Below are 24,516 nucleotides of genomic sequence, written 5' to 3'. Positions count from 1 at the left end.
GAACAAAATCAGAAAATCCGTATATTTCTGGCCCGTCTTTCAGGCAGGCAGCAGAAAAGGGGCAAGTTGGAAAGTGCACCTGCAATATTGGCAGGACTTTCGATTTTACTGAACACTCTTCAACTACTTTCGGAATATTCAATAGATGAACTGAATGAGATTGCTGCGATTGCATTAGGTACCTAAAGATGTGTAGATACCTATGCCTTTAAGGAGAGGGAACTTCCATTGTGAATTTTGATTTGTAATGATTACTCCCTCTGGGAGAGGGTTGGGGTATGGGAGGAGATTAAAATTATGAAAAATTTTATCTAAAAAAATTCCACAAACTCATAAATAACCCTTTTATGCTATTAGGAAAAAGAAAACCTAAAATTGCAGAGCTAATTGTGGTGATAAAGATAATAAGTGCAGAGTTGGTATGCGTGTCTATGAAATATGACCACTTTATTGCGATGGCAATACCAAGTACCAAACCACCTATTGCATAGTAAAAAGCTTGTATGACGCGATCATCCATTTTTCATTATCAATTTTATTATTGGTTTATAAGTTAAAGATAAATCGAAAATTTTGCAATAAAAAACCCCTCAAGAGAGGGGCTTTAAAAGTATTCAATCTTTAAAACTAAAGATAGGCAACTTTTACAATTTCGTATTCCACTTCACCTTGAGGCGTTACGATTTTCACTTCGTCACCTTCGCTTTTACCCAAAAGACCACGAGCAATAGGAGAGTTCACAGAGATCTTGTTGATCTTAAAGTCTGCTTCGTCGTCGCCTACAATTTGATAAGTCTTTTGTTCTTCGGTGTCCAGGTTTTCAATCGTTACTGTTACGCCAAAAACGACACGACCGTTTTGCTCAAGTGTTTTAACATCAATCACTTGCATTGCACCAAGTTTACCTTCGATGTCTTGAATACGGCCTTCACAGAAACCTTGTTGCTCGCGAGCCGCATGGTATTCCGCGTTTTCTTTCAAATCCCCATGTTCACGCGCTTCAGCAATTGCCGCAATAATACGTGGACGATCAACACTTTTTAATTGATGTAATTCTTTCTCTAAGGCTTCTTTGCCTTCGGGAGTCATAGGATAACGTTGCATTGTTGTCCCTCTAATTGAGTATAAAAATAAATGGTTTATAAATAAAAAAATCCCGCCACCAATAAGGTGACGGGACTTATCGGTAATTTATTAACCTACTGTTAAATCTTGCAAGCGGTATACATCCATCGGCAATTTAATTGCTAAAGCTTGGCATACAGCATCAGCACCATTCAAGGTTGTGGTGTAATACACTTTACCTTGAAGCGCAGAGCGACGGATTGAGAACGAATCCTGCTGAGCTTGTTTACCTTCAGATGTATTGATAATGAGGTGAATCTCACCATTTTTCAAGCGATCTACGATATGAGGGCGACCTTCGGTTACTTTATTCACACGTTCACATTCAATACCCGCTTCAGTAATCACTTTATGCGTACCACTTGTTGCTACAAGTTTGAAACCGTAATCAACAAGTTGTTGTGCAATACGTGCAACATGCGGTTTATCTGACTCGCGTACAGACAAGAAGGCATGTTTCACTTCACCTTCGGTTGGTTTACCTGGTAAACGATCATTCGAGCCTAACACAGCTTTATAGAATGCTTCACCAAAAGTTGTACCTACACCCATAACTTCGCCTGTAGATTTCATCTCAGGTCCAAGAATTGGGTCAACACCCGGGAATTTCGCAAATGGGAACACCGCTTCTTTTACAGCGAAGTGAGTCGGGATGATCTCTTTGGTGAATCCTTGAGATTCTAAAGATTGACCCGCCATACAACGTGCAGCCACTTTCGCCAAAGACTCACCGATACATTTAGAAACGAAAGGCACAGTACGTGATGCACGTGGATTCACTTCCAGAATGTAAACGTCGTTGCCTTTAACCGCAAACTGTACGTTCATCAAACCAATTACGCCAAGCTCTTTCGCCATCGCAACAGTTTGACGACGCATTTCATCCTGAATCTCTTGAGATAGAGAATAAGGAGGAATAGAACATGCTGAGTCACCAGAGTGAATGCCGGCTTGTTCAATATGCTGCATGATACCGCCAATCACCACGTCTTTACCGTCAGATACACAGTCAACATCGACTTCAGTTGCATCATCAAGGAAATGGTCGAGCAATACAGGCGCTTCGTTAGAGGCTTGAACTGCATCACGCAAGTAGCGTTTCAATTCGTCGTCGTTATAGACGATTTCCATCGCACGACCACCAAGCACGTATGAAGGACGTACCACAAGCGGGTAGCCCACTTTAGACGCTTCAGCCATACCTTCTTCAGCAGATTTAACAATGCTGTTGCTTGGTTGACGAAGTTGCAGGCGTTGAATCATTTGCTGGAAACGTTCACGGTCTTCTGCACGGTCAATCGCATCTGGAGATGTACCGATAATTGGCGCACCAGCTTCTTCTAAAGCACGAGCCAATTTCAAAGGTGTTTGACCACCGTACTGTACGATAATGCCTTTAGGCTTCTCGATACGCACGATTTCAAGTACATCTTCCAAAGTAATTGGTTCGAAGTACAAACGATCTGATGTGTCATAGTCGGTAGAAACCGTTTCAGGGTTACAGTTCACCATGATGGTTTCATAACCGTCTTCACGCATAGCAAGTGCCGCGTGTACACAACAGTAATCGAACTCGATCCCTTGACCAATACGGTTAGGACCGCCACCGATTACCATGATCTTGTCGCGAGTTGAAGGGTTCGCTTCACATTCTTCATCGTAAGTTGAGTACATGTACGCTGTATCTGATTCAAATTCAGCTGCACAAGTATCGACACGTTTGTAAACCGGGGTCACACCCAAGTTCCAACGGTGTTTACGGAATTGTTTTTGTGAAATACCCATCAAGTGTGCAATGCGAAGATCCGATAAACCTTTGCGTTTGAATGAACGGATGTTGTCGGCATTCAAATCACCGAAACCAAGCGTTTTGATTTGTTCTTCAGTTTTAATGATGTCTTCGATCTGGATCAGAAACCATTTGTCGATGTTGGTCGCAGTAAAAACTTCATCTAAAGTGAAGCCGTGACGGAATGCATCAGCCACATACCAAATACGCTCTGGACCTGGAACTTTAAGTTCTTGAAGGATTTTATCTTTCGCGCCATCAGCACCGACTTCGATTTTTTCATCAAAACCAGAAGCACCAACTTCAAGACCACGAAGCGCTTTTTGCATAGATTCCTGGAAGTTACGACCAATGGCCATGACTTCGCCCACAGATTTCATCTGTGTGGTTAGAATTGCTTCAGCTTGTGGGAATTTCTCGAAGTTAAAACGAGGAATCTTAGTGACCACGTAGTCGATTGCAGGTTCGAATGATGCAGGTGTTGCACCGCCAGTGATGTCATTTTTCAATTCATCAAGGGTGTAACCCACAGCCAGTTTCGCTGCAATTCGTGCAATTGGGAAACCTGTTGCTTTCGATGCAAGTGCAGATGAACGTGATACACGTGGGTTCATCTCGATTACAACCATACGGCCGTCTTTCGGGTTAATACCGAATTGAACGTTCGAACCACCTGTTTCCACACCAATTTCACGTAGAACTGCAATCGAAGCATTACGCATCAACTGGTATTCTTTGTCTGTCAATGTTTGCGCAGGAGCAACAGTGATTGAGTCACCTGTGTGAACACCCATAGGGTCGAAGTTTTCGATCGCACATACGATGATACAGTTGTCGTTTTTGTCACGAACAACTTCCATCTCGTACTCTTTCCAACCAATCAATGATTCATCGATTAACAGTTGGTGGGTTGGCGAAAGGTCGAAACCACGTTCACAGATTTCAATGAATTCATCACGGTTGTAAGCAATACCACCGCCTGAACCACCCATGGTGAATGATGGACGAATAATAGAAGGGAAGCCGAGTTTTGCCTGAATCTCGAATGCTTCTTCCATGGTGCTTGCAACAGCAGCACGTGGGCATTCAAGACCGATACGACGCATTGCGTCATCAAACAATTTACGGTCTTCAGCCATTTCAATGGCATCTTTACTCGCACCGATCAATTCAACATTAAATTTTTCTAAAATGCCGTGTTCATCAAGTGCAAGCGCACAGTTCAATGCTGTTTGACCACCCATAGTCGGAAGGACAGCATCTGGACGCTCTTTCTCGATGATTTGTGCAACAGTCTGCCAAGTAATCGGTTCGATATACGTTGCATCAGCCATTGCCGGGTCGGTCATAATGGTCGCTGGGTTAGAGTTCACCAAAATGACACGGTAGCCTTCTTCACGAAGGGCTTTACATGCTTGCGCACCTGAGTAGTCAAACTCACATGCTTGACCGATCACAATCGGACCCGCACCAATAATTAAGATGCTTTTAATGTCTGTACGTTTAGCCATGATCGCTTCCTTAATTACTTCTTAGATGCTTCGATAAGTTCGATGAAATGATCGAACAAAGGGGCACAGTCATGTGGACCAGGACTCGCTTCAGGGTGACCTTGGAAGCTGAATGCTGGTTTATCCGTGCGATGCATACCCTGAAGGGTTTGATCGAACAATGAGATGTGCGTCGCTTTCAGGTTTGCAGGTAAGGTATCAATGTCCACTGCAAAGCCATGGTTCTGAGAAGTAATCATCACTGTACCATCTTCAAGATTTTGTACAGGATGGTTTGCACCGTGGTGACCGTGAGGCATTTTCACGGTTTTAGCACCAGAAGCAAGCGCAAGGATTTGGTGACCTAAGCAGATACCAAATACAGGAATTTCAGTTGTTTCAACAATTGTTTTTACAGCTTCAATTGCATAATCACATGCAGCTGGATCGCCAGGACCGTTCGACAAGAACACACCGTCCGGATTTAATGCAAGAACTTTTTCTGCAGGCGTTTGAGCTGGAACTACAGTTAGTTTGCATCCGCGATCAGTCAGCATACGTAAGATGTTGGTTTTGACACCGTAATCATATGCAACAACATGGAATTTAAGTTCAGGTTGAGAGAAGCCTTGACCAAGTGTCCAAGAACCTTCAGTCCATTCAAAACCTTCTGGGTCACAGCATTCTTTCGCCAGGTCTAAACCGTTCAGACCGCCAAAGGCACGTGCTTTTTCTAAAGCCTCTTCTTCTGTAATGTTGTCACCCGCTAGGATGCAACCATTTTGCGCACCTTTCGCACGTAAAATTCGTGTCAATTTACGTGTATCGATATCGGCAATCGCAACAACATTATGTTGTTGAAGGTATTCACCCAAAGATTGATTCGCACGGAAATTGCTATGCAATAAAGGAAGGTCACGGATAATTAAACCGTTGGCCCATACTTTATGAATTCGACCTGACTCAGCGTCTTCATCATTACAACCTGTATTACCAATATGCGGGTAAGTCAAAGTCACAAGTTGCTGTGCATAACTTGGGTCAGTCAAAATTTCTTGATAGCCAGTCATTGCTGTATTAAAAACGACTTCACCAGTCGTACTACCCGATGCACCGATAGACGTACCTTTAAAGATCGTTCCATCTGCGAGGGCTAAAATGGCGGGAGTGCTCAAACCAAAGCTCCTGAAATTTAGGCTGTAAAAAAGCGAGAAGACGAAAAAAAAGGAAGGCTATTTTTTTAACCTACCCTCCCTATGTCTGCTCGCTTGAACTTAACACGGCATTATACGGAGGAAGTAGTTTGAAGTCCATTCTATTTATGCCGAATATGTAAGATAAATACCTTGTGTTTTGAATGAAAGTCTGTTTTTGAGATAGTGTATGTAAAATGTAAGCAAATAATAATTGTCAGACAAATCAAAACTTAAATTTTATCGAATCGACTAGTCTGTATCTCTCATGTAATAACTCTAGGAACAAGGCCATGACGATAGAACAAAAACAAGTGAAAGCTAAACCTGCCTTAAAAGAGGTGGTTGTTGAGGGTGCGGAAAAGTTGGAACAAGCATCTAAAGAGGCACAGCAAAAAGTAACAGAAGCGGTGACTGAATCGGCTGAACATGTTAAGGCTGAAGCGAAAGAACTGCAGGCGAATGTACAAGATCAAGTGCAAAATCTGAAACAGGATATTCTTCAGCGCATTGACACCATTAAGAGACAACTCAATTTTTCACAAAAAGATTTAGCTGAATTAAAGGAGTTTGTGAAATCTGAATTTAATGCTGTGATTGATGATTTATCGAAATTAGGTAAAGAATTGAAAGACGATGTCAGTCAAATTTCTGTTAAGCATAAAGATCATTTAACTGAAACTTTCAAACGTTCAAAAGAACATACTTTAGATGTCTGGAAAAAAGTGTCAGAGAAAGCTGAGGAAAAACCAACAGTAAAAAGCTGATTTATTATTCAAGGCGTAACTGCCAGACTAGGGGGCAGGAAATATGCAATATTTCCTCAATCTAAGTATTGAGAGTATAAAAAAGTGAGGTCGTATGCCTCACTTTTTTATTTGTCGAATATCCGTGCTACGTTTTAGAACTGATGTAGCCAGTCACGTTTGTTGTGAAAGTCTGCATTAGGACTGCTGTGTTGCATCGCATAGTATTGATGACCTTGCGAGGTTTTAAGTACAGCACTTAAACCTAAGAACATATTCGACCATTGTAATTTGTGCTTTAACATAAACTCGGTCAAATCCAGGCTCACATTCAAACCGTAATGTGTGCGTTTTAATTGATTGAGTTCAATGTCATTCGCAGCTTGTGGAGGCATATCTTCAGGATAACGATATTCCTCAAATTGATAGACCTGCCAAGCTTGTGAAGGGGAGAGATTGATTTCTCGATAAAAATCTTCACCGTGAACGCCAATAAAAATTTCATAACAGGTATTTTCCCATAAGAAATCTTGACGTGGATTACCTTGTATCAAGTCAGGCCATTGCATGAGTTGATTTGGATCACGTAACCAATAGCCCACATTTAAACCATATGAGCCTTGTTGTTCAATCGCGCCCACTAAGGAGATAGATTGAAAGCGACGATCAAAAGCGTTAAGTTCGTAACTGGCCATACAGCTTAGTTAGACAAATGTGCGTGGCGTACAAGGTTTGAAAGTTTTGGATTTTGTTTTGCAGCTTTTTTATAAAGCAACGCAATTTTACCAATCGTTTGTACAATTTCAGCGCCAGTCACTTGAGCAATTTCGTTAATTGCCGCAACACGTGCTTCGCGATCTTCACCGGCAATTTTAACTTTAATCAGTTCATGATCATTTAAAGCACGGTTTGTTTCTTCGATGACATTTTCAGTCAAACCTTGACCGCCAAGCATAACCACCGGGTTAAGTGCATGTCCGATTTGACGCAAACGCTTGCGTTCCTGAATTGATAAAGCCGCCATAAAGATAACCTAATTTTAAAAACGGCTTAGTATAGCAAATGTCGGGTTTAAACGCTTTATATTCTGTTGAAAAAATCAATTTCCATTATTGAAAAAAACATACCAAAGATCAGATTTAGATACAGATGTATACTGCAAGGTCTGTGTTTTTCACGTACAATCATGAATTAGAAGTTTTTTATTATTTAGAGAGTTATGGCGACACGCATTACCAACCAAAAGTTATCGAAAAGCAGTCGAGATTGGATGCGCGAGCACCTAGACGATCCGTTTGTGAAAAAAGCACAGAAGGAAGGCTATCGTGCGCGTGCTGCTTATAAGCTTCTTGAAATGCAAGAAAAATATAAAATTATTAAGCCAGGCATGACCGTGGTCGATCTGGGTGCTGCCCCAGGAAGCTGGTCGCAAATTGCCGGGAAATTGGTCGGCGATAAAGGTTTGCTGATTGCTTCAGATATCTTGGAAATGGATGCATTGCCTGATGTCACCTTTTTACAAGGTGACTTTCGAGAAGAAGAAGTTTTCGAAAAATTGTTAAATCTTTTAAACGGACGGACCGTAGACGTTGTAATTTCAGATATGGCCCCCAATACATCAGGTAATAAGGCTGTAGATCAACCGCGTCAAATTTACTTGTGTGAACTTGCTTTAGATTTCGCCAACAAGGTTTTAGGACCTAAAGGGCAGTTTGTGGTCAAGGTTTTCCAGGGCACAGGATTTGATGAATTCCGTAAACAAGTCGTAGATAGCTTTGATGTATTAAAGACAGCAAAACCTGCTGCTTCACGTGCCCGTTCTAAAGAAGTATTTTTGATCGGACAAGGGCGCAAGAAGGCTTCTAAATAAAGTTTACTTGCCAAGACGTTAAAAATTGTGCATTTTGTACATTTTTAAAATATTGCAAAGCTGATCTTCAGCTTAAATTAAGGTCACCCGTTTTGGGCATGATCAAATTAGATTGATATGGGAATAAAGCTTTGAGCGATCTCTTCAAGAATGCCGTATTGTGGCTGGTTATACTTGGTGTGCTGATTTTGATTTTCAGCAACATCAGTGACCGCAATCAACCGACTGCAATGAATTATTCAGAGTTTGTTTCAGCGGTCAATGCTGGTCAAATTAAGCAAGTCACAATTGATGGTGAAAGAATTCGTGGTGAAAAAACAAACGGCTCAGAGTTTGAGAGTATCCGTCCTGCGATTCAAGACCCAGAACTTATGCAAAGCCTCATTAAACATGGTGTTGTCGTAGAGGGTACTGCTCCTCAACGTCAAGGCTTGTTGATGCAACTTCTTATCGCCAGCTTCCCTGTACTTTTAATCATTTTGTTATTCATGTTCTTTATGCGAAACATGGGTAGTGGTGCAGGTGGCAAAAGCGGCCCAATGAGTTTTGGTAAGTCAAAAGCAAAAATGCTTTCTGAAGACCAAATTAAAGTCACTTTTGCTGATGTTGCTGGCTGTGATGAAGCTAAACAAGAAGTTGTGGAAATTGTTGATTTCCTGAAAGATCCAACCAAATTTAAACGTCTCGGTGCAAGTATTCCACGTGGTGTGCTAATGGTTGGTCCTCCAGGTACGGGTAAAACTTTACTTGCGAAAGCCATTGCGGGTGAAGCAAAAGTTCCATTTTTCAGTATTTCTGGTTCTGACTTTGTTGAAATGTTCGTGGGTGTGGGTGCGTCTCGTGTCCGTGACATGTTTGAACAAGCAAAGCGCCATGCACCATGTATCATCTTTATTGATGAGATTGATGCAGTCGGTCGTCATCGAGGTTCAGGTACTGGTGGTGGTCATGATGAACGTGAACAAACCCTGAACCAAATGTTGGTGGAAATGGATGGTTTTGAAGGTAACGAAGGTATTATCGTTATCGCTGCAACCAACCGTGCAGATGTACTGGATAAAGCCTTACTTCGTCCGGGACGTTTTGACCGCCAAGTGATGGTTGGTCTTCCAGACATTAAAGGTCGTGAACAAATTCTGAATGTTCACATGAAAAAATTGCCTTCAGTCACAGGTGTAGATGTAAAAGTTCTTGCACGTGGTACGCCTGGCTTCTCAGGTGCACAATTGGCGAATCTTGTAAACGAAGCGGCATTATTTGCAGCACGTCGTAACAAGAACACGGTCGATATGCATGACTTTGAAGATGCAAAAGATAAGTTGTACATGGGACCTGAACGTAAATCGATGGTGCTTCGTGATGAAGAACGTCGAGCTACGGCTTACCATGAAGCCGGTCATGCGATTGTTGCTGAAAGTTTACCGGGTACAGACCCTGTGCATAAAGTAACGATTATGCCGCGTGGTTGGGCTTTGGGTGTCACTTGGCAGTTACCTGAATTTGATCAGACTAGTCATTATAAAGACAAAATGTTGAATGAACTTTCAATTTTGTTTGGCGGTCGTATTGCTGAAGAAGTATTCATTAATCAAATGTCTACAGGTGCATCAAACGACTTTGAACGTGCAACGAAAATGGCACGTGCAATGGTGACCAAATATGGTATGTCTGAAAAAATGGGCGTGATGGTCTATGAAGAAGATGCACAGCAATCTTTCATGGGCAGTATTGGTAGTCGCAGTATTTCTGAAACTACGCAACTAGAAGTGGATCGTGAAATTCGTCGAATTCTAGATGAGCAATATAAAATCGCACGCGATATCTTGGAAAGTAAAAAAGATGTTGCCCATGCGATGGTTAAAGCGTTGATGGAGTGGGAAACGATTGATCGTGATCAAATCCGTGACATCATGGAAGGTCGTGAACCTCAACCACCTAAGGTGTATATTGCTGATAATCCAGTAATTGATGTAACACCAACTGATGGTCCAGCAACACCACCACCATTACCTGCAAACTAATCGTCTAGGTTCGGTATAAAAAAGAGTCTCAATTGAGGCTCTTTTTTATGCTTAAAAGTTTAGCGTTTGAAAATATTTCAGTAAGAGTAAAAGCAACTCTTGATACACTATGGGTTAGATATTAAGGAGAGTTGTTATGCGGTTGATGCCATTACCAAAACGAGTATTACAATGTGGACGACTCAGTCTGAATTTATCTCAACCGCATGTCATGGGTATCTTGAATGTCACTCCAGACTCTTTTAGTGATGGTGGAAAGCATAATGCAAAAGACCAAGCTGTAGCTTATGCACTGCAAATGATGGCTGATGGAGCGACTGTTATTGATGTAGGTGGTGAATCCACACGTCCAGGGGCGTCTGTGGTAGAAGTGGATGAAGAAATAAGTCGTGTAGTACCTGTAGTGGAGGAATTATCAAAGCATGATGTCATTATCTCGATTGATACTTCACAACCAGAAGTAATGAAAGCTGCAGTAAAAGCTGGAGCCCATATCTGGAATGATGTCCGTGCATTAACACGTCCCCAGGCCCTTGAAACTGCAGTTGAACTGAATATTCCCGTGATTATTATGCATATGCGTGGCGAACCCACGACCATGAATAATTTAGATCAATATAATGATGTAGCGACGGATGTGATTGAAGAGCTACAGCAGCGTGTCGATGATGCTTTAAGAGCAGGGGTGAAACCTGAAAATATCATGATTGATCCCGGTTTTGGTTTTGCTAAAAATGCACAGCAAAATTTAAAATTATTAAATGAATTTTATAAATTAAATGATATGGGTTATCCCATTTTATCTGCACTTTCTCGGAAACGTTTTATTGGCGAAGCACTGGGTGGAGCTGACGCGCAAAATCGTGCTATAGGCTCGGTAGCAGCGCATTTAATGAGTATTCAACAGGGCGCTTCTATGGTGCGTGCACACGATGTCAAAGCGATGTCGGATGCAATTAAAGTTTTCAATGCAATGAATAATCTAGGTGTATAAATAAGAAAAAGTTCGATGAGGTATCGAGCTTTTTCTGCTTTAAGATGTGATTATTTTCCTTTATTCTCAAGTGAAGAATGGTGAACAACGATTCGTAATTTACCTGCGTTATCTTTTACAAATTTCCAGCTTTTATCTACAGTCGTCACTTCACCATTCTTATTGGTGAAGTGAACTTTGCCTAAAGTGGTCGCACTGTTACCCGCTATATTTATAGCTGCATTATCGATTTAGCAATTTTGCCACCCACCGAGCGCAAACCCTTTGTCACTAGGAAAATTTGGGTTTCCTCCCACGAAATAAGATAAAGCGCCTTCTTTTGTGGTTCTGAATGTTTGTGGATTGGTTGTTAATGTAGGCTTAAATAAAACAGGCCCATCCTGATAAAAATATGCAGTATCAATCACCTTGCTTACGAGATCATTTGCTGCTTGTTTTCCACTTTTATCGTAGGTTGAGCTGATATCGAGTAATGATTTACACCAAGCTTGCTGTGCCGCTATTACTTCGGGTTCAGAAATAGTATGTTTTTGAGTATCTTGCGTTGGTGTTGTAGAGCATGCTGTTAATGTTATTCCAAGAAATGTAACTAAAATGGCTTTCATAACATTTCCCTATAAAAATTATGTTTTTATTTTATAAAGTAACTTTTATTTAAATCATAGTAATGTTATCGAATGTATCGAAAACTCAACCAAACCCCTACATGAATTTAAAAAATTTAAATAAATTAGTTATTTATTTCATTTTGTGAGGGGTAATTCTTCTTCTTATCTTTTAGTGGGTTCTAATTACAGAAAGTAAGAGGGAGTATGCAAATAATCCATTTTAGCTTCAGATAGGGCAAGTTAATATTTTAGAAAAACGATGAGTCATGCAATTGAAGTGTGGCAGGCAATGAGCCAAACTTAATTGTATGTAAGAAGTCTGAATAAAATAGAGTGGGGGTAAAATTCCCTCGCTTTTTTGTGGTTTGGTTTGGTAATTTTGTTGCTTTGTGTTATACAGGCTCGCTTTAATGCGTATCTTTTTTGAGTTTTGTATGTTTGAAGATTTACTTCTCCCGATGTTTGATGATGAATATTATCCCGATATTCTGGTGGCTGAAGTCAAGCAGACCATTAAACAGTTTGCGAAGAAAGTAGCAAAGTCTGATTTGTCTGAAGTAGAAATTTATCGTTTTGCTGCCGAAACAGTGGTTTTAATTAATAAGATGAAACCCCAGTTTGAGGACCTTGATTCATCATTAGATGATACTGCAGCGGATTATATTGCTGAAGCCATGATGATGGTGGTGCAAGATCACGGTTATATGGATATTGAAATGGAAGAGTTGGTATCTAATAGAGAGTGGTAAGTCACTCTCTATTAGTTAGCTTAATATTCGAAGATTTATTTAAATCAGACAACAGTTTGGAAAGATGGCAGCTTTCTTTGGGGTGGATCTCTGCTATTCCATCCACACTTAAGTAGCGTTTTTCATTTTTTAAGTAAGCACTTGCTCTTAAGTTAAGCCAAAAATTTGGCTCTTGTTGCAGAAGTGTGTGAATCCGTTTTTCATCTTGTGCATGATTAAACTCAAGCAGGTACGGATCTTTGCCTAAAGTGCAGTGATGTAAAATCAGCTGATCTTTATCTAGGGTTATCGTTCCAGAAAATAAAGAATAAATGACCTGAGTCGGTGCTTTAACTTCTGGCTCTGCTGCATAAGAAAAGGATGAGGTGAGCAATATAAACAGGCTGCAATACAGCATGGGTTGTAAGTTATTTGTGTTCATTTTTATTATTTCTTTTTATTGGTTTGATTGTATTTTAATAATTTAGGCATAAAAAAACCAGCTTATCGCTGGGTCTTTTATTGCACCATTTTAAGAAGTATTAAAATGGTGCCCGAGGCCAGACTCGAACTGGCACGCTTTGTGGGCGGGGGATTTTAAATCCCCTGTGTCTACCGATTTCACCACTCGGGCATGTGCGCAATAATAGAGGACGAAATAAAACTTGGCAAGTATCTTTCGGTGTGTTTGCTTTCTTTTCAATCAATTCATGTATTTATAGCTATAAAATAATTCATTTTTACGAGTTTTAGAGATCATTATTATTTTTTTCCATTGATTGAGGGGATGTAAAAATAATCATTTTCTAAATGAAATCTAGAGGAGGGAACACAGCTTTTGATATTTACATCAAGCTATCTAAATAGGTTTCAACATCAACATGTTTATGAGTTTTACACAATTCATTTTCATAACGAATAAGCTGAATATGGAGCTCGATAAACTTTTTTTCTTGTTGTTGAAGGGCGTGACTTGCCTTTGAATTTTTTGCACTCAATAAAATTTTAAATTTAATTTTTAAAATTTGTTTATATGACCAAAAGCAAATGCGACGTGTTTCTTGCAGATAAAAATATTGCTCATTTTGAGTACCTTCACGGAACATATTTTCCTTATAAAAGCGTACAAAACCAAAACTTAAGGCAAAGAAAAACAGAATGACTTCTATAAAAGTACTTTCAATATAAGCAATATTAATGGTTTGAAGCACAATCAGCACAGCGAGTTTAATCGGGGTGTGACGTAGGTGTTGATACAGGGAGGTTGAGCTATGTTTGATTTGCTTGATGACGAGTGGCGTGTAGAGCATAAACAGCAACATGATGGCTAAAACAGCAATGCCATGCGAGCGAAAAGTATCAAATTGGGGAAATTGAATCGAAATAAAATGACCCAAACTCATTGAAAGTGATACAAAAATCATTGCTGCAAGAACCCACGGAATCAGTTCTTTAAGTTCATCTAAAATACCCTTGGTTTTGATCATGCTATAAAACAAATAATTTCTTTTAAACGCTGTCGGGTGTTGCTCCCGCATTTGTTTTAAAAAAAGGGCGGTTTGTTTATTGCTGATCATAAGAATTAAAGGGGGGCATAAAAAGTAAAGGTAATATAAATGATTTAACAGAATATGACAGAGAAAAAGTAAGCTTATCTTTTTGGAATGAATAGTGAAAAGTATTTTCTGTTAACTTTTAGCTATTTAAGTCGAGTTCAGCTTTTTAGATAGATCCATTGCTGTGTACTCACAAAAAAATAAATTTTTTTAGTCGCTAAAGATATTTCAATGTCGCTATATCAATAGCGCTATTTACAACTATTGTTTCTCGATCAGTAGTTAACGAAGAATGTGCTGAAGCAGATTTTATTCCTGTATTAAATGATGAATTATGCGAAAATAGACCTTTATTATTTTTGTCCAAGGACAGTTCATGACTGATCAATCTCCTGAATCTTTAAGCGATATCGAAATTTTAGACATTTTACAGTCCATGAAAAACGATGTGCTGAATACTGAAGCGAAAGAGATTATCCGTAATGGCGGTAAAGCTGGTCGTCAAGAAGCACATAAACAGGCAATTGTTGCTTTGCATGATGCTTTTGAAAAAAACTTTGTTGAAGCAGTAACTTTGGCATTGGGATTAAATGCCGGACAAGCCAAAAAAATTAAATATAAAAAAGATCGTATTCGTATTTTAAAAGTACGTGGTATTGATTACATGGCGATTGATGGCGCTGAAACAGCTCAAGTTTTATCACAAATTGCACAAGCAATTCTGCGTGAAGATGCGATTGTAACGCATGATCTACACAATATTTTCCCATTCTGGAAAGAAGGCTGGCCTATGGTTCAGTTTGATAATGCATACAATATTTTAGAAGAAGACATTGGTATTCACTATGCTCTCGTGATTGAGAACTTGATTGAAAACTTTAAATAATCTTCATTCAAATTAAAAAAAGCACCAGTTGAATGGTGCTTTTTTTATGTTCACTTTGCTTTTTTTATTGATAAAGCCAAGCCAGTAATAGACTGATTGGCCAAATAAAAAGTCTCCACCATGTAATGAATGGATTCCAGAGAAATTCCCCATACGCAGGTTTGAATCATAATTTTTCTGATCACGTTCATAGCTATGAGGTGTAATCCACCAAGCGAAAATCAGCAGGGCAATCGCAATGAGAATGATCAGTGGCTGTTGTTGTTTTGCAAAAAAATAGTAAATCATATAAATGCCAGAATAAAAACTTAAGCAGGCGAGTAATGCTGACAAGGAAATATTCATTCTCGTTATCCAGTTTTATTGTTTTTAGTATTGATTGTATGTTCAATAAAAAAAAAGCAGATTACTCTGCTTGTTCCTGGCTATCATTTTCTGCTGGTCTTTCGAGTAGGCGTGTCACCAGTAATTGGTCAATTTTAAAATGATCGACATCCACCACTTCAAATTTATAAGCACCAAATATCACAGCATCTGCAGGACGTGGAATCTTGCGTAATTTATACATCATGAAACCAGCGATGGTTTCATAGTTTTCATCATCCGGCATTTCATCAATTTCAAGCGCATGCTTGATATCTTCAATCGGCGTGCTGCCATCAATCAGCCATGAATTATTATCACGTTTGATGATTTGCTGATCGGCTTCAATCGTCGTCACCCAGTCGCCCATCACAGTAATCATAATGTCGGAGAGGGTAATTACACCTACCACTAGCGCATATTCGTTAATAACAACCGCGAATTTTTCCTTGGTTGAACGGAAACGATCCAGTAATTCAGAAAGCGTTAGCGTATCTGGAATGGTCAGTACACTACGAATGGTATTTTCATTCAGTTGCAGTAAAGACTGGTTATTCAGAATACGGACTAAAATATCCTTGGCATCAATATAGCCAATCACATCATCAATATTTTCACTACAAACCAAAAACTTGGAATAAGGATATTCTGCGAGTTTTTGGCGAATACTGGCTTCCGATTCTTTTAAAGTGAAGAACACCACGTTTTCACGTGTGGTCATGCTTGAAGGGACATTACGTTCTTCAAGTTCAAATACATTTTCAATGAAATGATGTTCTTGCTTTTGTAGTACACCGGCTTGTGCACCCGCATCCATCACTGCAGAAATATCGGCAAAGGTAATATTGTCATCACGGATGGTGTTGATTTTAAATAAACGGAACAGCAAATTCGCGATGGCATTGATTACCCAGGCGAGTGGTTTGCAAATTTTGATAAAAACTTGAATTGGGTTAATAACAGAAACCGCAATTTTTTCTGGTGCAATCATGGCCATGCGTTTTGGCATTAAATCTGCAAAAAGAATAAACAGCGAGGTAACTAAGCTAAAGGAGAGAATAAAGCCAATGTTTTCAGTCCAGGGACCTTGATAAATGCGATTCACAAAATTTACGATATATGGGCGAAATGCTGCTTCACCCAAGATACCACCGAGAATTGCAACCGCGTTTAAGCCAATTTGTGAAGCTGCAAAGAAATCAGCAGATTGTTCTTGTAAGTCTAAAACTTTTTGAGCGCGTTCATCGCCCGATTCTGCAAGGATTTTAAGTTTAACCTTACGGGCACCGGCAAGGGCAATCTCAGTTAAAGAGAGAAAGCCGGCTCCGGCAATCAGTATCACGATGATGAGGATATTCTGGAAAAGGCTCACGAATCCACCTGTAGATCATCATTATTATGGAATATTTTTAACACAAAAGAACTGAAGGTAGTAAGCAATTACTACCTTGATGAGCACAGTATAATCTTAAAAAAGAAGAATTTAAGAATTTTTACGATTAATAGTGAGAAAATTGTGAGTTATTGCTTAAAAATTCGCGATTTTCTTCTTCAATCATTTGACGGGCTACATACAGAATAAGCTGGCGTAACCAACGGTGTGCAGGATGGTGATGCAATAACGGACACCACGCCATTTTTAATTCAAATTCTGGAATATAAAACGGTGGGTCTTTGATTAGCAGGTTCGGATTGTTGGATTGTAGTCTTGCAATACGGCTTGGCAGCGTTGCAATCAAATCAACATTGGATGCCAAAAGTGCCGGCATTTGATAATGACGGGTAAAGACTGAAATTTTACGTTTTTGACCAATACGTTCTAAAGCTTGATCAATCCAGCCCAGACCTGCCTGTTTATCAGGATTGACACCAAAGCCAACGCCCATACCGGTTTTAGACACCCAGATATGTTGTGCATCTAAATAGCTTTTAAGGTTTAAGTTGGAGCTGGCAGGGTGTTTATTGTTCAGCAAACAAGAAAAACTGTCACGCCAAACCAAGACCTGGTGGAAACTTTGTGGAATTTCATTGAATCGGTTAATGGCTAAATCGACTTTACCCTGTTCCATGTCACGGTAAGACACGTCACTTGGGGTTAAAAAGTCGAGAACGACATTCGGAGCTTCTGAACGCAATGCTTTAACCAGGCGAGGAACTAAAGTCGCTTCGGCATAGTCAGAGGTCATAATGCGGAAAACGCGATTCGAGGTATAAGGACGGAATTCTGTACGCGGTTCTAAAATCATCGACAAATCAGAAAGCGCATCACGAATACGAGGTTGTAATTCTAAAGCACGTTCTGTAGGTGTCATGCCTTCAGAAGAACGGATTAAAAGCGGATCATTAAATAAATTACGTAGACGACGTAAAATATTACTCATAGCGGGTTGGGTAACACCCAATTGTTCTGCTGCGCGGGTAACATTTTTTTCACGTAAAAGAACATCAAGGTAAATTAATAGATTGAGATCGACCCGCTCCAGATTCATATAAAAAATACCAACAATAAAACCATGAAATTATATTGATTATGCCATAAGCAGTAAGGCTTGTGTAGGAAATATGATGAAAAAAAAGCCGGCCTAAAAGTGGTTTTTGTTACGATATTGACTATTCTTATTGGGTGTGAATTCTCTGTGATTATCAATTGAGTTTTAAACAGATTGAAATATGAATTTGATGATTTGTCTATCTTCAATACTGTAGTTTGAAGCTTGAATTGCGGCCCATGCAATTGCACCACATAGACGGGTTTTAATTGTATTGAATTCCCTTAAATAGAATGGTTTTTTTAGAGGAAGAGTTGTATTTCATAAATCTATACTGAAAAAGAAGATGGTTTTTTTGCAGCTAAGGATTGGAATGCAGAAAAAGGTAAAGGCACTTTATTTGGTGAAATAAAATGCAATTACATTTTTAAAATAATGACGATAAAATAAGAAAAACGAGATAAAAACGAAAAGACGAGTCTTTTTTATTAAACCCTATACTTAGGTCTAATGAAGAATAAAACAGCATATTGATTATTTGTTATACAAAAAAAGACTTTTTCTATTTTAAATATAATTTTAAAAATCAGTTACATATAAAATTTAGCGACAATTATAATTAGACTTTAATCTACATATTTTTTAAATAAATACTGAAGATTCTTGCAGACTATTGGATTAATTTTTTTAGTCAAACTAAGCTGTGTCCATTGCAACGAAGCGCTCTAAATCTGAACAAATTAATATCTTGCAGATTTAGTCCTTTGATTGATGAAGTCCTAAAATTATATACAGGAAAATATCATGACTACATACCAAACAGCGATTGACGCAATCCGCGAATTAAAAGCAAAATTCGGCAACACTTGGCGCGATATCAGCCCAGAAGATGCTGCGCGTATGCAAATGCAAAACCAATTCAAAACTGGTTTAGACATTGCTAAATATACTGCTGCTATTATGCGTCGTGATATGGCTGAATATGATGCTGATTCTAGCAAATACACTCAATCTTTGGGTTGCTGGCACGGTTTCATCGCTCAACAAAAAATGATTGCGAACAAAAAATACTTCGGTACAACTGACAAACGCTACATCTACTTATCTGGTTGGATGGTTGCTGCACTTCGTTCAGAATTCGGTCCACTTCCTGACCAATCTATGCACGAAAAAACTTCAGTACCTGCTTTGATCGAAGAAATCTACACTTTCCTTCGTCAAGCTGATGCAAAAGAATTAAACGACTTGTTCCGTGCGCTTAAAAAAGCAAACGAAGCGGGTGATACTGCTAAAGCGGCTGAAATCACTGCTCAAATCGACGGTTTCCAAACTCACATCGTTCCAATTATTGCGGACATCGATGCTGGTTTCGGTAACGAAGAAGCGACTTACTTACTTGCTAAGAAAATGATCGAAGCGGGTGCTTGTGCACTACAAATCGAAAACCAAGTTTCTGATGCGAAACAATGTGGTCACCAAGCGGGTAAAGTAACAGTTCCACACGAAGACTTCATCGCGAAAATCCACGCACTTCGCTATGCATTCTTGGAAATGGGTCTTGATGACGGTATCATCGTTGCGCGTACTGACTCTGAAGGCGCTGACTTGACTCAAAAAATCCCAGTGGTTAAAGAGCCAGGCGACATCGCTTCTCAGTACATCAGCTACTTAGAAACTTCTGAAATTGATATTTCTGAAGCGCAAGAAGACGAAATCCTAATCAAACGTAACGGTAAATTACACCGTCCTAAACGTTTACCTTCTGGCCTTTACCAGTTCCGTGCTGACACTCAAATTGATCGTGTTGTACTTGACTGTGTATCTAGCCTTCAAAACGGTGCTGACTTACTTTGGATCGAAACTGCGACTCCAAACGTTGACGAAATCGCTCACATGGTTAACCGTGTACGTGAAACAGTTCCAAATGCTAAGCTTGTTTATAACAACAGCCCATCATTCAACTGGACTTTAAACTTCCGTCAACAAACTTATGACCGTTATGTTGCTGAAGGTAAAGATGTTTCTGCTTACGACCGTGCTAAATTAATGAGCGCTGAGTATGACGAAACTGAATTGGCTGCTGACGCTGATGAAAAAGTTCGTACATTCCAAGCAGATGCTTCTCGTGAAGCGGGTGTGTTCCATCACTTGATCACACTTCCGACTTACCACACAGCTGCTCTTTCTACTCATGAGCTTGCTAAAGGTTACTTCGGTGAAGAAGGTATGCTTGCTTATGTTGCTGGCGTACAACGTAAAGAAATCCGCGGTACAATCGCATGTGTTAAACACCAAGCAATGGCTGGTTCTGACATCGGTGATGACCACAAAGAAATCTTCGCTGGTGACAATGCCCTTAAAGCTGGTGATGATGCTAAAAACACAATGAACCAATTCGGTGGTTAATCCTCCCGAGTGATTCAAAAAAACCCTGCGAAAGCAGGGTTTTTTTATGACTGATCAAAACGGAATATAAAAAAGGGAACATAAAAATATGTTCCCTTTTTCATTTTATGTAGCGAATTGCATCGCAATCAACAATCTCTTTATTTTAATGATTGAGAAAGATGAAGCTTAGGGCACTAAAATAATCAGCCATGTAAAGAAAATAATCGCCAGTGCGACAAATTGCGCAGCGCTACCCATATCTTTGGCACTTTTTGAAAGTTCATGTTTTTCCAAAGAAATACGGTCTACGACAGCTTCAATCGCTGAATTAAATAATTCAACAATCAGTGCCAGTAAACACACCGCAATCATCACTGCTTGTTCTACACGGGATACATTCAGAAAAAAACTGGCAGGGATCAGAATTAAATTTATGAATACAATTTGACGAAATGCAGCTTCATTGATAAATGCAGTTTTAAAACCTGAAATAGAATAATGGGTCGCATTAATCACACGCTTAAAACCGGTTTTGCCTTTGTATGGAGAGGGTTGATTCATGGCTTAATTTTTTTGCTAAATTTCAGGAAAGATAGATCATAAGGCTTAAATATGGCTTAATTCTAAAAAACTTGAAAGTTATATTTTTATATTACAAAAAATGAAGCATAAAAAGATTTAATAATGACCAAATTATGATTGGTGATACTTTTTAATCAGCATGGCTATTAAAAAAATACCGATATTGAGCTTATAGCTTATACATAGGAAGAAAGGGGGATTTTTTTAACTAAAATTGCCCTATTCAAAGCCCAGACTTTTCTTTTTAATGAAATGACTTTGTAAAATAATCTATTCACAGTCTAATGGTAAAGATGCGGGATGAAACATACGCTTAGCAACTGATTAAGCGGTGTGTTTCCATAGTTTCTCCTTATTTAGGGAGAAAAATAAGATTTCATATCCATAATCTTGTGTTTTTAACTTTTAGTTACTGTATAGCTGCTTTAATTTGCTATTTTAGAACCTGTTTTTATTGCCCAGTTCCACCTACTTATACTGCGATTACCTCATATGCTGTCGAAATATTTTATTCAACGACCTATTTTTGCCGGTGTATTGGCCATTATTGTTATGGCACTGGGACTTTTTGCAGTCATTAATTTACCCGTAGAGCGTTATCCAGACATTGCTCCACCTAGAATTGCGATTAGCACCACTTATTCGGGGGCGGATGCCGAGACCGTTGAAGAAAGCGTCACCCAGATTTTAGAACAGCAAATTAAAGGCTTAGACCACTTACTTTATTTTAGTTCTAGCAGTGACTCTACCGGTCGTAGCCGGATTAATATCAGCTTTGAAAATGGCACCAACCCAGATACTGCACAAGTTCAAGTGCAAAATGTCATCAATAGCGTCGTGAGCCGATTACCTGAAGATGTACAGCGCCAAGGGGTCAATGTATTCAAATCTTTGGGTGATACCCATATGGTGATTGGCTTATATGATGAAACCAGAAAAAGCAGCAATATTGAATTATCCGACTATTTGTTAAGTTATTTAGAGGCAGAAATTGCCCGTGTAGAGGGCGTAGGTGAAGTTGATGTATTTGGTTCACAGTTTGCCATGCGCATCTGGCTAGATCCAAATAAGCTTAAACAATACAAGTTGATGCCCAGTGATATTCAGAAAGCCGTAGAAGCACAAAATACTCAGGTTGCAGCGGGTGGAGTAGGCGAGTTGCCTGGACTGGAAGAACAATATTTAAATGCCAAAGTCACATCAGGAACACGTTTAAAAACGGTTGATGAATTTAACAATATTATTATCAAGTCTAGTCAAGCCGGGGAATATGTCTACTTAAGGGATGTTGCCCGTGTGGAAATTGGTGCGGAGAATTACCAATCCTATAATACCACCAATGGCTATCCATCAGCCGGTATGGCGGTTTCTCTGGCATCCGGTGCCAATGCCATTCAAACCTCAAAACTGATTAATGAAACGGTCGAGCATATTTCCAAAACACTGCCTAAAGGTTATAAGCTGGTCTATCCAAATGACAACACACCTTTTGTTCAGCAATCGATTTATGAGGTGGTAAAAACCTTGTTTGAAGCCATTTTGCTGGTGATTGTGGTGATGTTTATTTTCCTGCAAAACTGGCGCGCGACGCTTATTCCAGCGATTACTGTACCCGTGGTGATTCTGGGTACTATGGCAGTGTTATATGTGCTGGGTCTGAGTATAAATACCTTAACCCTGTTTGCCTTGGTGCTCGCGATTGGTTTGCTGGTGGATGATGCCATCGTGGTGGTTGAAAATGTTGAACGGCTGATGCATGAACAAGGCTTAGACGCCAAACAGGCATCGATCCAGTCCATGCAGGAAATCAGTGGCGCATTGATCGGGATTACCCTGGTGCTGACTGCCGTATTTATTCCGATGGCATTTTTTGGTGGTTCTGCTGGGGTGATTTACCGTCAATTCTCCATAACTTTAGTTACGGCGATGACCATTTCTCTGGCGGTTGCTTTAATTCTGACCCCGGCATTGTGTGCATTGGTGTTAAAACCGATCGAAAAACCTTATGGCTGGGCAAACCAGTTTAACCATTTGCTGGATCAGGTGAAAGGTAAATATCTTAAACTGTCTTCTTTGACCATTCAAAACCGCCTGATCACTTTGGTCGTTGCCTTGGCTCTAGTCAGTGTTTTTGCCTTGTTTTACCGTGCATTGCCCACCAGTTATTTACCCAGTGAAGATCAGGGTTCACTGAGCCTGCAAGTGACTTTACAAGACAATGCACCAATGACCAAAACCATTGAAATGGGGGAAACGGTGCGTCGCTATTTTCTGGAAAATGAAAAAGACAATGTGGATTTGGTGATGCTGCGTTATGGTCGAAACCGTACCGGGACTGGGCAGCATCTGGCACAGGGTTTTATTAAGTTAAAACCCTGGGATCAACGTTCTGGCAAAGAAAATACCGCAGATGCAATCAAAGAGCGTGCGACCCAGTTTTTCCGTAAAAACCGGAATGCACGTATTACTGTTTCCATGCCACCAGTGGTCAATGGTCTGGGAGACACCAATGGCTTAAATCTTTGGGTTCGCGATATTGATGGTCAAGGTCGCAAAATTTTAACGCAAAAATTTAATCAGCTTAAAGAAGATTCGAAACAGTATTCATCATTTGAAAACCTGGATAAACGAACCGCACCTGAAAAAGCCAATCTTAAAGTGACGATTGATCAAAAAGCCGCGATGGCTTCCGGTTTAACTCCAACGGATATTAACAGTACCCTGTCCGCAGCTTTGGGGGGCAAGTACATTAATGACTTTATTGATCGCGGACGAATTAAAAGAGTCATTATGCAGAGTGATGCGGCTTATCGTGCCAAACCGGAAGATTTGCAATATTGGTCGGTCAGAAATAGCAATAATGAAATGGTGCCATTCACCAATTTTTCTCAAGTCAACTGGTCGGGTGCTCCAGAAATTGTGAACCGGTTTAATGGCTATACTGCTATCGAACTCGAAGCTGATAAAACGCCTAATGCAAGTTCCGGGGAAGCAATGCGGGATATTGATCAGCTGGTCAGCAAAGTTTCCGGAATTGATTTAGCCTGGAGCGGTGTGTCTTTCGAAGAACAGAAATCAAGTAATCAGGCACTATTACTTTATTTGATTTCAATTGGCTTCATTTTCCTGTGTTTGGCTGCTTTATATGAAAGCTGGTCGATTCCTACTGCGGTATTGAGTGCTATTCCTTTGGGGGTTGGCGGCAATATCCTGTTCAGTTATTTTGCTGGCTTTCCCAACGATATCTATTTCCAGATTGCGTTACTGACCACCATTGGCTTGTCATGTAAAAATGCCATTTTAATCGTGGAGTTTGCATCACTTGCACAGACGCAAGGACGCAGTGTCATTGAAGCGGCTTTGGAAGGGGCAAGCCTGCGGTTACGCCCGATTCTCATGACTTCATTGGCTTTTGGCGCAGGTGTGATTCCATTGGTCTTTGCCTTTGGTGCGGGAGCGGTTAGTCGTCAAGAAATTGGAGTCAGTGTGCTGGGTGGGGTGATATTTGCGACCTTGTTGGTGCTGGTTTTTATTCCATTTATGTATGTTCTGATCCGAACTGTATTTAAGGGCAAAGCTCAACAGGAATCTTGAGTCATCACAATCAGCTCATAGGTATTTTCAGGGAGTCTATCGAGTAATTAATTGATCGTTGCATTTTATGAACCCAAAAATGTACTGACTCTAA

The 24,516-nt window shown here is 39.9% G+C and carries 20 protein-coding genes, 1 tRNA gene and 2 pseudogenes; 9 read left to right on the top strand and 14 right to left on the bottom strand.

Annotated features, from left to right (window positions below; translation table 11 throughout):
- Positions 1-186 (top strand): annotated as a pseudogene (locus tag E0409_RS09170) (transposase); the annotation flags it as partial.
- Positions 187-307: 121 nt separating this feature from the next.
- On the opposite strand, the gene E0409_RS09165 reads toward E0409_RS09170, so the two are convergent.
- The 4 genes from E0409_RS09165 to carA form a co-directional block, all read right to left on the bottom strand.
- The gene (locus tag E0409_RS09165) at positions 308-520 is read right to left on the bottom strand and encodes a hypothetical protein (RefSeq protein ID WP_131289929.1); all 213 of its coding nucleotides are present in this window, start codon (positions 518-520) and stop codon (positions 308-310) included.
- A 107-nt stretch (positions 521-627) separates the two neighbouring features.
- Positions 628-1,104: a transcription elongation factor GreA gene (gene greA / locus E0409_RS09160; protein ID WP_131289926.1), complete on the bottom strand. Its 477-nt coding sequence runs from the start codon at positions 1,102-1,104 to the stop codon at positions 628-630.
- A 90-nt stretch (positions 1,105-1,194) separates the two neighbouring features.
- On the bottom strand, positions 1,195-4,425 hold the full coding sequence (gene carB, locus E0409_RS09155; RefSeq protein ID WP_131289923.1) for a carbamoyl-phosphate synthase large subunit: 3,231 nt from the start codon (positions 4,423-4,425) through the stop codon (positions 1,195-1,197).
- Between the two features lie 14 nt (positions 4,426-4,439).
- Positions 4,440-5,579 (bottom strand): glutamine-hydrolyzing carbamoyl-phosphate synthase small subunit, encoded by a 1,140-nt coding sequence (gene carA / locus E0409_RS09150; protein ID WP_131289920.1) that lies wholly within the window; start codon positions 5,577-5,579, stop codon positions 4,440-4,442.
- A gap of 311 nt (positions 5,580-5,890) precedes the next feature.
- On the opposite strand from carA, the gene E0409_RS09145 reads away from it, so the two are divergent.
- The gene (locus E0409_RS09145) at positions 5,891-6,364 is read left to right on the top strand and encodes a hypothetical protein (protein ID WP_131289917.1); all 474 of its coding nucleotides are present in this window, start codon (positions 5,891-5,893) and stop codon (positions 6,362-6,364) included.
- A 134-nt stretch (positions 6,365-6,498) separates the two neighbouring features.
- On the opposite strand, the gene E0409_RS09140 is transcribed toward E0409_RS09145, so the two are convergent.
- Together E0409_RS09140 and yhbY are read right to left on the bottom strand one after the other, a co-directional pair.
- On the bottom strand, positions 6,499-7,038 hold the full coding sequence (locus E0409_RS09140) for a DOMON-like domain-containing protein (protein ID WP_131289914.1): 540 nt from the start codon (positions 7,036-7,038) through the stop codon (positions 6,499-6,501).
- Positions 7,039-7,043: 5 nt separating this feature from the next.
- Positions 7,044-7,367, bottom strand: a complete 324-nt coding sequence (yhbY, locus tag E0409_RS09135) for a ribosome assembly RNA-binding protein YhbY (protein ID WP_067868089.1) — start codon at positions 7,365-7,367, stop codon at positions 7,044-7,046.
- A gap of 195 nt (positions 7,368-7,562) precedes the next feature.
- On the opposite strand from yhbY, the gene rlmE reads away from it, so the two are divergent.
- The 3 genes from rlmE (at position 7,563) to folP (ending at position 11,228) form a co-directional block, all read left to right on the top strand.
- Positions 7,563-8,213: a 23S rRNA (uridine(2552)-2'-O)-methyltransferase RlmE gene (gene rlmE / locus E0409_RS09130; protein WP_131268099.1), complete on the top strand. Its 651-nt coding sequence runs from the start codon at positions 7,563-7,565 to the stop codon at positions 8,211-8,213.
- A 131-nt stretch (positions 8,214-8,344) separates the two neighbouring features.
- A complete protein-coding gene (ftsH, locus tag E0409_RS09125) occupies positions 8,345-10,234 on the top strand; it encodes an ATP-dependent zinc metalloprotease FtsH (protein ID WP_131289911.1) in 1,890 nt (629 codons plus the stop codon).
- 136 nt (positions 10,235-10,370) lie between these two features.
- Positions 10,371-11,228, top strand: a complete 858-nt coding sequence (gene folP / locus E0409_RS09120) for a dihydropteroate synthase (RefSeq protein ID WP_131289908.1) — start codon at positions 10,371-10,373, stop codon at positions 11,226-11,228.
- A 50-nt stretch (positions 11,229-11,278) separates the two neighbouring features.
- On the opposite strand, the pseudogene E0409_RS09115 reads toward folP, so the two are convergent.
- Positions 11,279-11,833: pseudogene (locus E0409_RS09115) on the bottom strand (metal-independent carbonic anhydrase family protein).
- A 437-nt stretch (positions 11,834-12,270) separates the two neighbouring features.
- On the opposite strand from E0409_RS09115, the gene E0409_RS09110 reads away from it, so the two are divergent.
- Positions 12,271-12,585 carry a DUF5713 family protein gene (locus E0409_RS09110; protein ID WP_086193654.1) on the top strand — a complete coding sequence of 105 codons (315 nt, stop codon included), beginning with the start codon at positions 12,271-12,273 and terminating at the stop codon, positions 12,583-12,585.
- A gap of 1 nt (position 12,586) precedes the next feature.
- Here the strand turns inward: E0409_RS09110 and E0409_RS09105 are convergent, their stop codons facing one another.
- The 3 genes from E0409_RS09105 to E0409_RS09095 all read right to left on the bottom strand — a co-directional run bounded on the left by E0409_RS09105 (position 12,587) and on the right by E0409_RS09095 (position 14,141).
- On the bottom strand, positions 12,587-13,006 hold the full coding sequence (locus E0409_RS09105; RefSeq protein ID WP_131289905.1) for a hypothetical protein: 420 nt from the start codon (positions 13,004-13,006) through the stop codon (positions 12,587-12,589).
- Between the two features lie 106 nt (positions 13,007-13,112).
- Positions 13,113-13,198 (bottom strand) — tRNA-Leu (locus E0409_RS09100).
- Positions 13,199-13,409: 211 nt separating this feature from the next.
- Entirely contained in the window at positions 13,410-14,141 is a 732-nt protein-coding gene (locus tag E0409_RS09095; RefSeq protein WP_131289902.1) for a hypothetical protein, read from the bottom strand.
- A gap of 355 nt (positions 14,142-14,496) precedes the next feature.
- Here E0409_RS09095 and E0409_RS09090 point away from each other — a divergent pair, with 355 nt between their 5' ends.
- Positions 14,497-15,006, top strand: a complete 510-nt coding sequence (locus E0409_RS09090) for a hypothetical protein (RefSeq protein ID WP_131289899.1) — start codon at positions 14,497-14,499, stop codon at positions 15,004-15,006.
- Between the two features lie 12 nt (positions 15,007-15,018).
- Here the strand turns inward: E0409_RS09090 and E0409_RS09085 are convergent, their stop codons facing one another.
- The 3 genes from E0409_RS09085 to E0409_RS09075 form a co-directional block, all read right to left on the bottom strand.
- On the bottom strand, positions 15,019-15,351 hold the full coding sequence (locus tag E0409_RS09085; protein WP_502699811.1) for a hypothetical protein: 333 nt from the start codon (positions 15,349-15,351) through the stop codon (positions 15,019-15,021).
- A gap of 61 nt (positions 15,352-15,412) precedes the next feature.
- Positions 15,413-16,741 carry a polyamine export protein PaeA gene (gene paeA, locus E0409_RS09080; protein ID WP_131289896.1) on the bottom strand — a complete coding sequence of 443 codons (1,329 nt, stop codon included), beginning with the start codon at positions 16,739-16,741 and terminating at the stop codon, positions 15,413-15,415.
- Between the two features lie 127 nt (positions 16,742-16,868).
- On the bottom strand, positions 16,869-17,858 hold the full coding sequence (locus tag E0409_RS09075; protein ID WP_131289893.1) for a LysR family transcriptional regulator: 990 nt from the start codon (positions 17,856-17,858) through the stop codon (positions 16,869-16,871).
- An 804-nt stretch (positions 17,859-18,662) separates the two neighbouring features.
- Here E0409_RS09075 and E0409_RS09070 point away from each other — a divergent pair.
- Complete coding sequence (locus E0409_RS09070) at positions 18,663-20,264, top strand: isocitrate lyase (protein ID WP_131289890.1); 1,602 nt, start codon at positions 18,663-18,665, stop codon at positions 20,262-20,264.
- 168 nt (positions 20,265-20,432) lie between these two features.
- On the opposite strand, the gene E0409_RS09065 is transcribed toward E0409_RS09070, so the two are convergent.
- The gene (locus E0409_RS09065) at positions 20,433-20,807 is read right to left on the bottom strand and encodes a diacylglycerol kinase (protein ID WP_131289887.1); all 375 of its coding nucleotides are present in this window, start codon (positions 20,805-20,807) and stop codon (positions 20,433-20,435) included.
- 513 nt (positions 20,808-21,320) lie between these two features.
- On the opposite strand from E0409_RS09065, the gene E0409_RS09060 reads away from it, so the two are divergent.
- Entirely contained in the window at positions 21,321-24,422 is a 3,102-nt protein-coding gene (locus E0409_RS09060; protein WP_131289884.1) for a multidrug efflux RND transporter permease subunit, read from the top strand.
- Positions 24,423-24,516: the final 94 nt, after the last annotated feature.

The sequence above is a fragment of the Acinetobacter sp. ANC 4862 genome (genome assembly GCF_004336635.1).
Classification (GTDB): domain Bacteria; phylum Pseudomonadota; class Gammaproteobacteria; order Pseudomonadales; family Moraxellaceae; genus Acinetobacter.
Note: the sequence above shows the minus strand (reverse complement) of the source record. Positions and strands in the feature narration are given on the sequence as shown.

Excerpts from the sequence above, each read along its gene's own strand:
- E0409_RS09105 (WP_131289905.1), bottom strand. The coding sequence starts at position 13,006 with ATGAACACAAATAACTTACAACCCATGCTGTATTGCAGCCTGTTTATA.
- E0409_RS09075 (WP_131289893.1), bottom strand. The coding sequence starts at position 17,858 with ATGAATCTGGAGCGGGTCGATCTCAATCTATTAATTTACCTTGATGTT.
- rlmE (WP_131268099.1), top strand. The coding sequence starts at position 7,563 with ATGGCGACACGCATTACCAACCAAAAGTTATCGAAAAGCAGTCGAGAT.
- yhbY (WP_067868089.1), bottom strand. The coding sequence starts at position 7,367 with ATGGCGGCTTTATCAATTCAGGAACGCAAGCGTTTGCGTCAAATCGGA.
- E0409_RS09140 (WP_131289914.1), bottom strand. The coding sequence starts at position 7,038 with ATGGCCAGTTACGAACTTAACGCTTTTGATCGTCGCTTTCAATCTATC.
- E0409_RS09070 (WP_131289890.1), top strand. The coding sequence starts at position 18,663 with ATGACTACATACCAAACAGCGATTGACGCAATCCGCGAATTAAAAGCA.
- greA (WP_131289926.1), bottom strand. The coding sequence starts at position 1,104 with ATGCAACGTTATCCTATGACTCCCGAAGGCAAAGAAGCCTTAGAGAAA.
- E0409_RS09145 (WP_131289917.1), top strand. The coding sequence starts at position 5,891 with ATGACGATAGAACAAAAACAAGTGAAAGCTAAACCTGCCTTAAAAGAG.
- E0409_RS09085 (WP_502699811.1), bottom strand. The coding sequence starts at position 15,351 with ATGAATATTTCCTTGTCAGCATTACTCGCCTGCTTAAGTTTTTATTCT.
- E0409_RS09065 (WP_131289887.1), bottom strand. The coding sequence starts at position 20,807 with ATGAATCAACCCTCTCCATACAAAGGCAAAACCGGTTTTAAGCGTGTG.
- E0409_RS09165 (WP_131289929.1), bottom strand. The coding sequence starts at position 520 with ATGGATGATCGCGTCATACAAGCTTTTTACTATGCAATAGGTGGTTTG.
- E0409_RS09095 (WP_131289902.1), bottom strand. The coding sequence starts at position 14,141 with ATGATCAGCAATAAACAAACCGCCCTTTTTTTAAAACAAATGCGGGAG.
- E0409_RS09110 (WP_086193654.1), top strand. The coding sequence starts at position 12,271 with ATGTTTGAAGATTTACTTCTCCCGATGTTTGATGATGAATATTATCCC.
- E0409_RS09090 (WP_131289899.1), top strand. The coding sequence starts at position 14,497 with ATGACTGATCAATCTCCTGAATCTTTAAGCGATATCGAAATTTTAGAC.
- E0409_RS09060 (WP_131289884.1), top strand. The coding sequence starts at position 21,321 with ATGCTGTCGAAATATTTTATTCAACGACCTATTTTTGCCGGTGTATTG.
- carB (WP_131289923.1), bottom strand. The coding sequence starts at position 4,425 with ATGGCTAAACGTACAGACATTAAAAGCATCTTAATTATTGGTGCGGGT.
- folP (WP_131289908.1), top strand. The coding sequence starts at position 10,371 with ATGCGGTTGATGCCATTACCAAAACGAGTATTACAATGTGGACGACTC.